Raw genomic sequence first — 13,415 nt, forward strand, 5'->3', positions numbered from 1 at the left:
CGGCGCGCTGCGCCGACGAGCGGACCTATAGCGAGGCCGACGGCGGCCTGCAAGCGGATCGTTGCCCGGCTGCGCGCTTTCTTCGATGTGTCGACGGTCAGGTGCCGATCCGGTCGGCCCAGTCGGGCGACAGGGCCGCCAGGGCGATCGCCGCCCGGGGAATCGCGAGGGCCACGGCGCCGACCGTGCCCGGTGCCGGCGCGAGGGCGGCCAAGGTCCAGGCGGAGGCCGGTCCATCCGCATCGTCGACCTCCAGCAGGGCCGCAGGGGCGGGTGGGACCGCGACGGCGAACCCGTTCAGTGGCCGCGACAGGCCCGCCCCCACCGCCTTCACGAAGGCTTCCTTGGACGTCCAGCAGGCATAGAACGCGGCCTCCCCGTCGGATCCGTGGGCTTCGAGGGCGGCGATCTCCCGGGGATGGAAATGGGCGCGGGCGATCCGCAGGGCATCGGGCATCGGCCGCGGCACCTCGATGTCGACCCCGATCCGCCCCGTGGGCGAAAGGGCCACGAGGGCGTGCTCGCCCGAATGGGACAGGTTGACGTCGAGGCGTCCGGCCTGCGCACCGGCGAGGCTCGGCCGTCCGAACGCGGAGACCGAGAAGGACAGGGTTCGCGCCTCCGCCTCCAGGGCGCCGGCCAGGAGGAGGCGCAGGGCCGCGTGGCTCGCGATGAAGCGATCCCGGTCGCGGGCCTGCAGGAACCGGTCGGCGCGGAGCGTCTCGTCGCGGTCGAGGAGGGCGAGGCAGGCGGCGCGGCGTGCGGCGTCGAGGCGAAGGCCTGCATGCCAGACGATGGCGCCCCCGAGCCAACCGGGCTCACGGACTGGCCAATCCGAGACCGGCCAATCCGAGACCGGGAATGCGCTTCCGGGAGGACCCGTCACCGCCCGCGCGAGACGGGAAGTCGTCGTGGCGTGTCGCGACGGCTCACGGCGACGAGGATCAGCAGATACCCGATCTCCACCACGGCGAGGGCGCCCACGAACAGGCCGATTGCGGCCTGCACCGACAGGCGGTGGTGAAGGGAGACCAGCAGCACCGCCGAGGCCGAGAGGGCGATCAGGGTCGGCAGGACCATGATCGATTTCCAGGGGAGGGGGTCTCGGTCGTTCATCGGCTCGATCACACTTCCGTGCCCGAGCGTAACGCGACCGCCGCGGGTAGCGAAAGATGCCGGATCGATAAAATTGTACCGAACCTCACGCTGTTGCGTGGGTGTCACATTCAGAAACGAAAACGGCGCCGCCCCGGATATCCGACCCGACGCGACGCACAGATCCAACCGATATGCCTCGTTCCTACGAGAGCTCGAGAGCCGTCAGGCGTAGACGTTGCCCGCCGTCTGCGGGAATCGCTCGGCGAGGGCCCGGCGCAACTTCTCCAGGGCCCGGTTCTCGATCTGGCGCACGCGCTCCTTCGAGATCCCGAGGCGCAGGCCGAGGGCTTCCAACGTCGCCTGATCCTCGGCGAGACGGCGCTCCTTGAGGATGCGCAGTTCGCGCTCCGACAGCACGGCCAGGGCTTCGTTGAGCCAGGTCAGGCGGCGCTCGCCGTCGACCTGGGCCGAAACCGTCTCGTCGGGCAGGGCCGCACCGTCCACGAGGAAGTCCATCCGCTCGGACGAGGCCTCACTCTCCTCGCCGACGGGGGCGTTGAGGGACATGTCGGGCCCCGACAGGCGCGCGTCCATGAGGGCGACATCCTCGCGGGAGACGCCGATGGCGGTGGCGATGCGGCGGTGGATCTCGTCGCCGACATGCTCCTCGGTGGATTGCATGAGTCGGGCACGGAGGCGCCGCAAATTGAAGAAAAGGGCCTTCTGGGCCGAACTCGTGCCACCGCGAACGATGGACCAGTTGCGCAGGATGTAATCCTGGATCGAAGCGCGGATCCACCACGTGGCGTAGGTCGAGAACCTGACCTCCCGCTCCGGCTCGAACCGGGCGGCGGCCTCCATCAGACCGACATGCCCTTCCTGGACCAGATCCGCCATCGGCAGGCCGTAGTGGCGAAAGCGGCCCGCGATGGCGATGACGAGGCGCATGTGGGCCTCGATCAGGCCGTGCAGGGCGCGCTCGTCGCGCTTGTCCTTCCAGCGGACGGCGAGGCCGCGTTCTTCGTCACGGGCAAGGAAAGGCGCTTCCATCGCCGTGCGTATGAACTGACGCCGTATCCCAGCGATGTCCGCCATCCCCGCCTCCGCCTCGTTGAAACGTTCGCTTCTGCCGCAAGATCGGAACGTCCCATTCGGGGGCGAACACACAGTCTTTGCGTGGCGACTGACAACGGAGGCGTCGCGGCGATTGTTCCCGCATCGCGCCTTGGTGAATACAGATCCGCGCAGGGGCAGCCGGGATCGGTACGAAAAAGCCCGGCGCTGCTGCGCCGGGCCCGGATCTTCGTATCGATTCAGATGGAGCGGATGCGGCTCAGGCCGCCTCTTCCTGGATCTCGTCGGCCTCGGCCTCACCCTCGGCTTCCGCCTCGCCCTTGGCGCGGCGCGGCGACTTCGCCAAGCTCTGCTCGATGAGCTTGAGGGCCTCGGTCTCGGTGATGCGGTTCACCGAGGAAATCTCGCGCACGATGCGATCGAGGGCGGCCTCGTAGAGCTGACGCTCGCTGTAGGATTGCTCGGGCTGGGCCTCGGAGCGGAACAGATCGCGCACCACCTCGGTCACCGAGAGCAGATCGCCCGAATTGATCTTGGCCTCGTATTCCTGGGCCCGGCGCGACCACATGGTGCGCTTGATCCGGGCGCGGCCGGTGAGGACGTCGAGGGCCTTCTTGACGAGCTCGGGCTCGGCGAGCTTGCGCATGCCGACGCTGTTGGCCTTCGCGGTGGGCACGCGCAGGACCATCTTGTCCTTCTCGAACGAGACGACGAACAGCTCGAGCTTGTACCCGGCGATCTCCTGCTCCTCGATGGCGGTGATGCGGCCGACACCATGCGCCGGATACACGACCGCTTCGCCGGTCTTGAAGCCTTGCCGGCCCGTTGCCGTCGTCTTCTTGGCTGTGGTCATGCGAGAAGCGCCTCCAGAACATCGCGCGGAATCGATCGCCGCGCCGAACCGTAACTCCCGGGGTGGGTCACCCGGCCTCAGCCCCTTGGCCGGAAGCCGATCCTCGAAAGAGGCCGGACCCACGGATTCCCGGGCTAACCGACACAGCGCAACGAAAGACCGTCCGCCGAAGGCGCCACGCGCCTCCAGCGGTCGATCGCATGCGACCTCGTTTTCTCAAGCTTGCGAGAGAGCCATCTGTCGAGGGCCGGAGGCAGCACGTCGGGCACGAACGACGGCAGGCCATAGGCATAGCACAATCGTGCCGCCGAATCAAAGGATTGCCGGCACAGGCTCACCCGGCGTCCAACGCGAATCCCCGGCGATCGCATCGCTTTGACGCAGGCCGGGACGCGCGAGCGGCATCGGGAGCGGCAAGCAGCGGACGGTTCGACCCGGCATCCGGCGCGGTCTCCCGGGCGCGACGATCCACCCGGCGCCATGGGCGCGGCAGGCGGTCGAGGCGGGGTCTCGTTCGTCCTCGACGCGTGTCAGTCGCCTTTGCCGGGGCTCGCCGAGAAGTGCGCCTCGAACTTGCCGGCGACCCCGTCCCACTCCTTGGCGTCGGCGGGGGCGTCCTTCTTCTGGGTGATGTTCGGCCAGGTCTTGGCGTAGTCGGCGTTGACCTTCAGCCAGGTCTCGAGGCTCGGCTCCGTGTCGGGCTTGATCGCCTCGGCGGGGCATTCCGGCTCGCACACGCCGCAATCGATGCATTCGTCGGGATGGATGACGAGCATGTTGTCGCCTTCGTAGAAGCAGTCCACCGGACACACCTCGACGCAGTCCATGTACTTGCACTTGATGCAATTGTCGGTGACGACGTAGGTCATGGGGCCTTCAGTCCTCGATCCGCGCCGGCCCGGACCGCGATGGGGAAACCCCGCCGACCCGATGGCCTTGCAAATCCGTTGACGCTTTGGCTGGTGCGGGTACCCGCTCCGCCTGATGGGGCAGGCTCTAGACCCTGGCCGAAGGGCTGACAAGCGCGGCAACCCGGCCCTGCGCAGTCGACGGCACCGGTGTCGTACGGGGGACACGGGGTGTTCAGCCCGGCGGCGTGTCGACGGCGGTCGTATCCAGGGAGGCCGTGTTGAGATCGGCATAGAGCGTCTGGGCTTCCGGCGCGCCGCCGCGGCGTTCGCCGAGGTCGAGCACCCGCACCAGGGCGGTGGTGTGGGCCGCCGCCACGGTGACGACGTCGCCCACCGCGATGGCGGTGGCCGCCGCGTCGGCCCGACGTCCGTTCACCCGGACGTATCCCGCCTCGACGAGGCCCGCCGCGAGGGTGCGGGTCCGCGCGAAGCGCGCGAACCACAACCATTTGTCGAGACGCTGGCGCCCCGGCTTCATCGCTTCATGTGCGCCTCAACGCTTGTTCCCCTCGCCCGCCTCGAGCTGGGCCTTGAGGGCGGCCAGCTTGGCGAAGGGCGAATCCGGGTCCGGGGCCCGCTCGCGGCGCTGCGGCCGCGGCTCGTCGCGCGGCGCCGCACGGGGTTCGTCGCGCCGGTCGGGACGGGTCCGGCCCGGCTCGAAGCGCTCGCGGCGCTGGGGACGACCGTTCTCGGGCCGTCCACCCTCGCGGCGTCCGCCCTCCGGACGCTCGCCGCCGGGGGCACCACCACGCGGGCGTCCCTGACCGTCGGACGCACCGGCACCGGCCTGACGGCGCTGATCCGGCCGACCTTCGCCGGGGGCGCGGTTGGGAGCCGCACCGTCGCGGTCGCGACCACCACCACGCGGGCGGTTCTGACGCGGGGCGCTACGCTGCTGGCGCTGAAGCCGCCAGACCTCGACGGTGACGATCTCCGCCGCAGCGGCCTCGTCCTCGGCGCCTTCGCTCGTTGCGTCCTCGCCCTCAGCGCCGTCGGCCGACACGGCCTCGGTGGGGTGCTCGGCCGCGTCGGCGAGGCTGGCGGCCTCGGCCACGGGCTCGGGGGCCGGCTCAATTGTCTCGGCAGTCTCGTCCGAAGTCGTGTCTGCCGAAGTCGTGTCTACCGAAGTCGTCTCGGGCGTGGTCGCTTCTTCCGAGGTCGCTTCTTCCGAAACCATCGCCGGCTCCGGTGCGGTGGCTTCGATGGGGTTCTCGATCAGGGGCGTCGCCACGGCGTCGGCCGTCGCGCCGGGCTCGATGGCGGCATCCACGGCCGTGGCGCCGTCGTGGCCCTCGGCCGCCTGAGCGGCTTCACCCTCTGCAGTGGGGGCATCGTCGTTCGCGGCGCCGTCCCCGGTCGTCGCGTCGGCCGTGTCATCGGCCGGCACGCTCACCTGTACGGGCTGGGTCGAGGCCGCGGGCAGCAGCGGCACGGTGATGGCCGGGCCCGGACGGGTCTCCGGGGCGTAGCCGAGCGACTTCAGGATCGAGGCGAAATCCTCGCCCGAGCAGCCGACCAGCGAGGTCATGCCCACGGTGGCCACGAAGGCGTCGCCGTCGGCGGTGCCGGCGGGCGCCTCGCCCGGGGTGGTGCCGGGGCGGTAGGCGATGGCCGGGCGGATGAGATCGGCGAGGCGCTCAAGGATGTCGACGCGCACGGCGCGCTCGCCGCACACCCGGAAGCCGGCGGCGCGGTAGAGGCCCTTGGCGATCTCGGGGTCGACCTTGATCGAGGTGCGGCCGGAGCTCGCAAGATGCGCGATCTCGTCGAGGCCGCGCTGGTCGAGGCCGCCGTTCTTGAGGGCCCAGAGCTGGGCCGCCAGGGTCCGGGGCGCCGGCTTCAATAGGGCCGGCAGGAAGATGTGATAGGCGCCGAAGCGCACGCCGTGGCGGCGGAGCGCCCCGCGGCCCTCCTGATCCAGGGTGCGCATCTCGTGCATCACCTTGGACCGTTCCAGGACGCCCAGCGACTCGACCACCTGGTAGCCGATGCCCTTGGCGAGGCCCGTGAGGTCGGCCGCCGTCTCGATCTCCATGAGCGGCCCGAGGAGCCGCACCACGTGGGCCTTGAGCCAGGCGGTCAGCCGGCCCTCGACCTTGTCGCGGGCGGGGCCCGTGAGCTGCTCGTCGGCCAGCAGGCGCACGTGCGGCTCGAACAGCTTGTCGCCGGGCGTCAGCTTGGCCACCGGGTCGCCGGTCCAGCGCACGACGCCGTCGTGGCTCAGCACCAGGGACGCGTCGGCGGCGGCCGAGAACCGCTCGGCGCGGGCCTCGATCTCGCCGGCGAGCGCCTTCTCGGCCGCGCTGCGCAGGGTCTTGGCCTCATGGCCCTCCGCGCCGGGGTCCGGGACGAACTGGAAGCCATGCAGATGGCCGACATGCTGTCCCTCGACGGTAACGTCCCCGCCGGCGGTGATCTCAGCTTCCAACATCGTATTCTCTCTCAAGCGCCGCATCAGGACGCTGGTACGCCGGTCGACGAAACGACTTGCAAGGCGTTCGTGCAGGGCGTCGGACAGCCTGTCCTCTACCCGACGCGTCTCGCCCTGCCAATGCACCGGATCGATGAGCCAATCCGGCCGGTTCGCCACGAAGGTCCAGGTCCGCCCCTGCGCGATGCGCTGGGAGAGCGCGTCGATGTCGCCGTCGGTGCGGTCGATCATCGCCACGTGCTTGGCGAACCAGTCATTGGGAATGCGCCCGGCCATGCCCCGCATGAGGAAGCGGAACAGCTGGGCGACGAGGTCGGCATGGGTATGGGGATGGACCTTGCGGTAGTCCGGCACCCCGCACACATCCCACAGCCGCTTCACCGTGGCGGGTGTGGAGGCCATGTCGCGGATGTCGTCCTCGCGCATGAGGATTTCCAGCGCCGACTGGTCCTCGCCCATGGGGGCACGGGTGAGGCCGCGTTCGCGCGGGTGCTCGTCGAGGCTCGCCTGCAGGGCCTTGAGGGAGGAGAAGTCGAGGTCCGGGTTGCGCCATTGCAGCACCCGCAGGGGCTCGAAATCGTGGGTCTCCAGGGCCTCGATCATCTCGGGCTCGAAGGGGGCGCAGCGCCCCGTGGAGCCGAAGGTCCCGTCCGAGAGGTGGCGCCCGGCCCGCCCCGCGATCTGCCCCATCTCGGGGGGCGTGAGCTTGCGAAAGCGCGTGCCGTCGTACTTCCAGTTCGCCGCGAAGGCGACGTGGTCGACGTCGAGGTTGAGCCCCATCCCCACCGCATCCGTGGCGATGAGGTAATCGACCTCGCCGGACTGGTAGAGCTCGACCTGGGCGTTGCGGGTGCGGGGCGACAGGGCGCCGAGCACCACCGCCGCGCCGCCGCGCTGGCGCCGGATCAGTTCGGCGATGGCGTAGACCTCCTCGGCCGAGAACGCCACGATGGCCGTGCGCCGGGGCAGGCGCCCGAGCTTCTTCTCGCCCGCGAAGGTCAGCTGCGACAGCCGGGGCCGCGTGGTGGTGTGGACGCCGGGGATCAGCGACTGCACCAGGGGCAGCATGGTCGAGGAGCCGATCAGCAGGGTCTCCTCGCGCCCGCGCTGGTGCAGCAGGCGGTCGGTGAAGACGTGGCCCCGGTCCATGTCGGCGGCGAGCTGGATCTCGTCGATGGCCACGTAGGCGACGTCGAGGTCGCGCGGCATCGCCTCGATGGTGGAGATCCAGTAGCGCGGCCGGTCGGGTTTTATTTTTTCCTCACCCGTGACGAGGGCGACCTTGTCGACCCCGACCTTGGCCACCACCCGCAGGTAGACCTCGCGCGCCAGCAGCCGCAGGGGCAGGCCGATCATACCCGTCGGGTGGGCGAGCATCCGCTCGATGGCGAGGTGGGTCTTGCCGGTGTTGGTCGGCCCGAGCACCGCCGTGACGCCGCGTGCGCGGGCCTGCGGGGGGAGGGAGGGGCGGAGCATGGGCGCGGGGCGGTCCCTTCGGCGAGACAGGCCGGCGACGGTGAACGTGTCGCGCGGGAAAGGCCCGATCAGTCGCCCCGGCGTGGGCGACGTGGCGGTCCACGCTCATATGGGGCGCCGGCGCCGGTTCCGCCAAGGCCATCGGGGCCAGGTCGGCCCGCGTCGTAACCGCCGCCCGGGTCGTATCCCCCCGGACCCGCACCGCCGAGGCCCGGCACGCCGTAGATCTCGATCCGGGTCCGGGCCGGCGGCGCCGCGAGGTCGGCGCAGAGGGTGTCGGGCATGGCCGTGAGCGGCCTGCCCCGGGGGCGGCGCCCCTCCACCACCTCGGCCGAGGAATAGGCGTCGCCACCGCACCCGGAATCGTCGGTGCTCAAGGGGGCCGCCGCGGCGGGGCCGGCGGCGAGCAGGAGGGCGAGGACGGGACGGAAGCGTCGCATCCGCAGGGTCAGCGCTGCTCGCCGAGGCTCGCGAGGGTGCCGGTCGTGGGCGCCCCGGCCGTCGTCGTGCCGCCGCTGCGGTTCCAGCGCGTCGCCTCGATGATGTTGGTGCCGATGGTGGTGCGCACGGAGATGCGGATCGGCAGGAGCACGCGGGTGCCCTCCACGGGCGCGAGCCACACGGACATGTCGCGGTTGTCCTCCATGAACTTCACCCCCGGCCGGTCGGGCCGGTGACCCGCGATGGCCTGGTAGCGGGCGTTGCAGACGAGGATCGGCCCCGAATAACCCGGCTTCTCCACCGTGCGGGTCTCGCCGTAGCTCAGCACCACGTCGAAGCGGGTGGCGCCGTCGAAGACCGGCAGGGTGCGGTTGCAATTGGCCGGGTCGATGAGCTCGCCCCGGGCCACGGCGGGCATCATCAGGGCGCTCGCCGGATCGATGACGCCGCGCTTGTTCTCGGGCGTGATCGGCACGCGGTCGCCCATGTCGACCAGCGGCGGGGTGATTTGGGCCTGGGTGACGGTGCCGCGCGCCAGTGCCATCCGCACGGCGATGCCGGAATTCGAGGTCTTGGTGGAGATGGCGAAGGCGCTCGGCTGCGGTCCGGTGGCGATGAGGCCGCTGGCGCGGGCCGAGCCCATGCCGCCCGTCACCGCGCCGACGAGGCCCGTGAGGCGGGCCGACACGTCCATGCGGTAGCGCGTGCTCTCGAAGGCCCCCGTCACCTGGGCGGTGCCGATGGGGATGCCGGCGAGCGCGATGCCGTAATCGACGGTGACGTTGGCGGGGGCGGCGGCGGACGCCTTGGGGCGCGCCTGAACCGGCGCCGTCGCGACCATGAGAGCGGCGAGAGCCGCGAAGGAAAGGCTGGCGCTGGGGAAACGCTGGGCGCACATGGCTGGGAACTCGGGGTGCTGCGAGGATGCCCGGTCGAGACGCGGCCGGGTCCGTAGTCCCGCATCGTCCGCTCCCATGGTTAACACATCGTTGGACCCGTGCCAGCTTGACCGTGCCGAGGCTGAAAAAGGCCGCGATGCCTTGACGCCTGGGGCACCCTTCCCCTATAGGCTCGCGCCTTCAATGAGAACGCCGCTCCACCGGGCTTGGCGTGCGTGAGACCCATTCGCGGGTGTCCCGCCATCGCCCTGTCGGACATGCGGAACGAACCGGGAAGTTTGATTATGTCGCGCCGTTGCGAACTCACGGGCAAAGCCGTGCAGACCGGCCACCTCGTGAGCCACTCGAACCGCAAGACCAAGTGCCGGTTCCTGCCGAACCTGTGCCAGGTCACCCTGCAGTCGGACGCCCTGAAGCGTCGGGTGCGCCTGCGCGTCACCGCCCATGCCCTGCGCTCCGTCGAGCACCGTGGCGGCCTCGATGCCTTCCTCATCAAGGCGCGCGAGATCGAGCTGTCGCAGACGGCCCGCCTGATCAAGCGCGAGCTGCACAAGAAGCTCGCCGAGGTCGAGACCCCCGTCGCCGCCTGAAGGCCGACGGGCCGGCCCCTGAGCCGGACCAGACATCTCAGTCGAAGCCGTCGCCCGCTTGAGTGCGGGCGGCGGCTTCGTCGTGTCCGGGGTGTCTCCGGTCGCGCGCGGGTGGGGCGCCGCGACCCGGATTGACGCTGTACCGCCCGGATTGTACCGATCGGTACAGCGCTGGCGAATCGGCGCGCCAGGAGTTCGCATGTCCGACGCCCGTCCGCCCCTGCCGCCCTTCACCCGCGAGACCGCGATTCAGAAAGTCCGCGCCGCCGAGAACGGCTGGAACGGCCGCGACCCCCACAAGGTCGCCCTGGCCTACACGCCCGACAGCCGCTGGCGGAACCGCTCGGAGTTCTTCACCGGGCGCCCCGCCATCGTGGCGTTCCTCGAGGCGAAGTGGGCGCGCGAGCACGAGTACCGGCTGATCAAGGAGTTGTGGGCGTTCACCGAGAACCGCATCGCCGTGCGCTTCGCCTACGAGTTCCACGATGCCGCCGGCGCATGGTTCCGCACCTACGGCAACGAGAACTGGGAGTTCGACGCCAACGGCCTGATGCGGATGCGCCACGCCAGCATCAACGATCTGCCCATCACCGAGAACCAGCGTCTGTTCCGCTGGACGCCTGGCCCGCGGCCGGAGGATCACCCGGGGCTCACCGAACTCGGGCTGTGAGCGCCGCGGCCCCGGGCGCGCGGGAGGCGGCGATCCCGGCGCTCGCGGAGGTGTTTCGCGAGTATGGCTACGCCGGGGCCAGCCTCGCCCTGCTCGGTGCCCGCGCGGGGCTCGGCAAGGGCAGCCTCTACCACGCCTTTCCCGGCGGCAAAGCCGAGATGGCGGACGCCGTCCTCGACAGCATCGGCGCCTGGTTCGAGGCGGAGATCTACGCAGCCCTGCGGGACGATCCCGACCCCCGCGCCGCCATCCGGCGCATGCTGTCGGAGACGGATGCGTATTTCCGCTCGGGCCGGCGGGTCTGCCTCTTCGGCGCCCTCGCCCTGTCGGAGGGGCGGGACCGATTCGGGATGCGGATCGCGGGGTATTTCGCGGCGTGGCGGGATGCCCTCACGGGAGCGCTGCACCGCGCCGGCCGGGCGGAGGCCGAGATCCTGGCCGAGGACGCCGTCCTGGCGATCCAGGGCGGCCTCGTCCTGGCCCGCGCCCTCGATGACCCGCACGTGTTCGGGCGGCTTCTCGGCCGCCTGGAACGTCGCCTGTGCGGGGTCTAGCGCCGCCCGCCCCCGCGTGAGGCTTTGCGCCCGCCGTTGCCCGCATCCTCCTCGAACAGCTCCGCCAGCTTCTCCGTCATCGCGCCGCCGAGTTCCTCGGCGTCGATGATGGTCACGGCGCGGCGGTAGTAGCGGGTCACGTCGTGGCCGATGCCGATGGCGAGGAGCTCGACGGGGGAGCGGGTCTCGATGTCCTCGATCATCCAGCGCAGGTGGCGCTCGAGGTAGTTGCCCGGATTGACCGACAGGGTCGAATCGTCCACCGGCGCGCCGTCTGAGATCACCATGAGGATCTTGCGCTGCTCCGGCCGGGCGATGAGGCGCTTGTGCGCCCAATCGAGGGCCTCGCCGTCGATGTTCTCCTTCAGAAGCCCCTCGCGCATCATCAGCCCGAGGTTCTTTCGCGCGCGGCGCCAGGGAGCGTCGGCGCTCTTGTAGACGATGTGGCGCAGGTCGTTCAGGCGACCGGGCGCGTTCGGCTTCGACGCGGCGAGCCACGCCTCGCGCGATTGCCCACCCTTCCACGCCCGGGTGGTGAAGCCCAGGATCTCCACCTTGACGCCGCAGCGTTCCAGGGTCCGCGCCAGGATGTCGGCGCAGGTGGCCGCCACGGTGATGGGCCGGCCGCGCATGGAGCCGGAATTGTCGAGCAGCAGGGTCACGACGGTGTCGCGGAAGTTCGTGTCCTTCTCCTGCTTGAAGGAGAGGGGCTGGAACGGGTCCGTCACCACCCGCACGAGGCGGGCGGGGTCGAGCTGGCCCTCCTCGAGGTCGAAATCCCAGGCGCGGTTCTGCTGGGCCAGGAGCCGGCGCTGGAGCCGGTTGGCGAGGCGCCCGACCACGCCCTGCAGGTGGGCGAGCTGCTTGTCGAGGTAGGTCCGCAGGCGTGCCAACTCCTCGGCGTCGCAAAGGTCCTCGGCGTGGATCACCTCGTCGAAGCGGGGATTGAACACCTTGTAGTCGGGGCCGCGGGCCTCGTTGCCCCGAGACGAAGGCGGCCGCCAAGCCTCCGAGGCCTCCTCCGATTCGGCGTTCTCGGCCTCCTCCGGCAGTTCGCCGGACGGGGCGTCGGCCGATTCGGTGGCGCCCTCCTGGAGGTCGTCGGAGGCCTCTTCCGACACCTCCATCTCGGCGCGGTCGCCCTGCGACTGCTCCTCGGCCTCTCCCTCGCTCGGGGTCTGCTCGTCGTCCTGGGACTCGCCCTCGTCGTCGTCGTTGTCGTCGTCCTCGGGGTCGAACGGCGTCTCGTCGGCCATGTCGAGGGAGCTGAGGAGGTCGCGCACGGAGCGGGCGAAGGCGCGCTGGTTCTCGAGTGCGCCGATGAGCCCGTCGAGGTTCGGCCCGGCCTTGTCCTCGATATGGGCGCGCCAGAGGTCGACGATCTTCTGCGCCGCCGGCGGGGGCGCCTGGCCGGTGAGGCGCTCGCGCACCATGAGGGCGACGGCGTCCTCCATGGGGGCGTCGGCCCGGTCGGTGATCGCCTCGTACTTGCCGCCGCGATGGTAGCGGTCCTCCAGCATGGCGGAGAGGTTCGAGGCGACGCCCGACATCCGCCGCGCGCCGATGGCCTCGACCCGGGCCTGCTCGACGGCGTCGAACACCGCCCGCGCGCCGGAATTCTCGGGCGCCAGACGGCGATGGACGGCCACATCGTGGCAGCCGAGCCGAAGCGCCATGGAATCGGCGTTGCCGCGCAGGATCGCCACGTCGCCGGGCGTCAGCTTGCGCGGCGGTTCGGGCAGGCGCGCCTTGTCGCCGGTCAGCGCCGGCCGGTCGCTGGCATAGACCACCTCGACCTCGGCCCGCTTGGCGATGGCGCGCAGGCAACCGGCCACCGAGCGCTTCAGCGGTTCGGCGACGGGCTCGCGGCGTTCGCCGGCTTTGCGGTTGGAGATGCTCACGGGCGCTGCTTCTTCACCGAGTCAAAATCGAAGGGCCGGTTCAGGATGTCGTCCCATTCGTAGGGGCATTCGGAGGGAAACTCATCCGGCGGGAGGTGCGTCTCGTCGGACGCCCAGTCCCGTGCGTCCGGGTAGGCGTTGCCCAGAGCCTCGTCGATGCGCGACTTCAGGCCGGGGTTGCTCGCCAGAATGCGCTCGTAGCGGCGACGCTGCTCGCGGATCGAGAAGATCCAGCTCGGCGTACGGTGCTCGGGCTGCTGATCCCATTTGAGCATATGCATCACGAGGACGCGCAGGGCGCTTTGGAGTTTGCCGAACTCGCTCTCGGACAAGCTCTCCAACTCCTCGGCGATATGATCGAGATCGAGCGCATCGACCCGCCCGGCACGGAGAAGCGCGACCTGCTCCTGCACCCAGGTGTAAAGGTCGTCCTCGTAGCGCGTCCGGCCGGGGAACACCTCCCCCGTACGCGGTCCGCCCTTCACAGCCGGCTCGCCCATCGCGTCCTCCGCAAAAG

Annotated in this window: 14 protein-coding genes; 3 read left to right on the forward strand and 11 right to left on the reverse strand. The window is 70.5% G+C overall.

Annotation, left to right across the window (positions count from 1 at the left end; all coding sequences use genetic code 11):
* Nucleotides 1–97 precede the first annotated feature (97 nt).
* The 9 genes from ASF22_RS09630 to ASF22_RS09670 all read right to left on the reverse strand — a co-directional run bounded on the left by ASF22_RS09630 (nt 98) and on the right by ASF22_RS09670 (nt 9,125).
* Nucleotides 98–886 (reverse strand): 4'-phosphopantetheinyl transferase superfamily protein, encoded by a 789-nt coding sequence (locus ASF22_RS09630; protein ID WP_056263628.1) that lies wholly within the window; start codon nt 884–886, stop codon nt 98–100.
* Nucleotides 883–1,080 carry a hypothetical protein gene (locus tag ASF22_RS09635; protein ID WP_156368810.1) on the reverse strand — a complete coding sequence of 66 codons (198 nt, stop codon included), beginning with the start codon at nt 1,078–1,080 and terminating at the stop codon, nt 883–885. Before ASF22_RS09635 ends, ASF22_RS09630 begins: the two co-directional genes overlap by 4 nt.
* A 240-nt stretch (nt 1,081–1,320) precedes the next feature.
* A complete protein-coding gene (locus ASF22_RS09640; protein WP_056171967.1) occupies nt 1,321–2,193 on the reverse strand; it encodes an RNA polymerase factor sigma-32 in 873 nt (290 codons plus the stop codon).
* 238 nt (nt 2,194–2,431) lie between these two features.
* Nucleotides 2,432–3,025, reverse strand: a complete 594-nt coding sequence (locus ASF22_RS09645; RefSeq protein ID WP_056263635.1) for a CarD family transcriptional regulator — start codon at nt 3,023–3,025, stop codon at nt 2,432–2,434.
* 530 nt (nt 3,026–3,555) lie between these two features.
* Nucleotides 3,556–3,894, reverse strand: a complete 339-nt coding sequence (gene fdxA, locus ASF22_RS09650) for a ferredoxin FdxA (protein WP_056171963.1) — start codon at nt 3,892–3,894, stop codon at nt 3,556–3,558.
* 214 nt (nt 3,895–4,108) lie between these two features.
* The gene (locus tag ASF22_RS09655; RefSeq protein WP_056171960.1) at nt 4,109–4,414 is read right to left on the reverse strand and encodes an RNA-binding S4 domain-containing protein; all 306 of its coding nucleotides are present in this window, start codon (nt 4,412–4,414) and stop codon (nt 4,109–4,111) included.
* Between the two features lie 15 nt (nt 4,415–4,429).
* Complete coding sequence (locus tag ASF22_RS09660; RefSeq protein ID WP_056263637.1) at nt 4,430–7,843, reverse strand: helicase-related protein; 3,414 nt, start codon at nt 7,841–7,843, stop codon at nt 4,430–4,432.
* Between the two features lie 68 nt (nt 7,844–7,911).
* On the reverse strand, nt 7,912–8,283 hold the full coding sequence (locus ASF22_RS09665) for a hypothetical protein (protein WP_056263639.1): 372 nt from the start codon (nt 8,281–8,283) through the stop codon (nt 7,912–7,914).
* Nucleotides 8,284–8,291: 8 nt separating this feature from the next.
* Nucleotides 8,292–9,125 (reverse strand): DUF3108 domain-containing protein, encoded by an 834-nt coding sequence (locus tag ASF22_RS09670; protein WP_056263739.1) that lies wholly within the window; start codon nt 9,123–9,125, stop codon nt 8,292–8,294.
* Between the two features lie 342 nt (nt 9,126–9,467).
* On the opposite strand from ASF22_RS09670, the gene rpmB reads away from it, so the two are divergent.
* The 3 genes from rpmB (at nt 9,468) to ASF22_RS09685 (ending at nt 10,997) form a co-directional block, all read left to right on the forward strand.
* A complete protein-coding gene (gene rpmB, locus ASF22_RS09675; RefSeq protein ID WP_056087207.1) occupies nt 9,468–9,773 on the forward strand; it encodes a 50S ribosomal protein L28 in 306 nt (101 codons plus the stop codon).
* Nucleotides 9,774–9,972: 199 nt separating this feature from the next.
* A complete protein-coding gene (locus ASF22_RS09680) occupies nt 9,973–10,443 on the forward strand; it encodes a nuclear transport factor 2 family protein (RefSeq protein WP_056263642.1) in 471 nt (156 codons plus the stop codon).
* On the forward strand, nt 10,440–10,997 hold the full coding sequence (locus tag ASF22_RS09685) for a TetR/AcrR family transcriptional regulator (RefSeq protein ID WP_056263645.1): 558 nt from the start codon (nt 10,440–10,442) through the stop codon (nt 10,995–10,997). Before ASF22_RS09680 ends, ASF22_RS09685 begins: the two co-directional genes overlap by 4 nt.
* On the opposite strand, the gene cobT is transcribed toward ASF22_RS09685, so the two are convergent.
* Both cobT and ASF22_RS09695 read right to left on the reverse strand, forming a co-directional pair.
* Nucleotides 10,994–12,898, reverse strand: coding sequence for a cobaltochelatase subunit CobT (cobT, locus tag ASF22_RS09690; RefSeq protein ID WP_056263646.1), 1,905 nt, complete (start codon nt 12,896–12,898; stop codon nt 10,994–10,996). The genes ASF22_RS09685 and cobT overlap by 4 nt on opposite strands.
* Nucleotides 12,895–13,398, reverse strand: coding sequence for a DUF29 domain-containing protein (locus ASF22_RS09695; RefSeq protein ID WP_056263648.1), 504 nt, complete (start codon nt 13,396–13,398; stop codon nt 12,895–12,897). The genes cobT and ASF22_RS09695 overlap by 4 nt, the downstream gene beginning before the upstream one ends.
* Between the last annotated feature and the right edge of the window lie 17 nt (nt 13,399–13,415).

It is taken from the genome of Methylobacterium sp. Leaf87 (genome assembly GCF_001422775.1).
Taxonomy (GTDB): Bacteria; Pseudomonadota; Alphaproteobacteria; order Rhizobiales; family Beijerinckiaceae; genus Methylobacterium.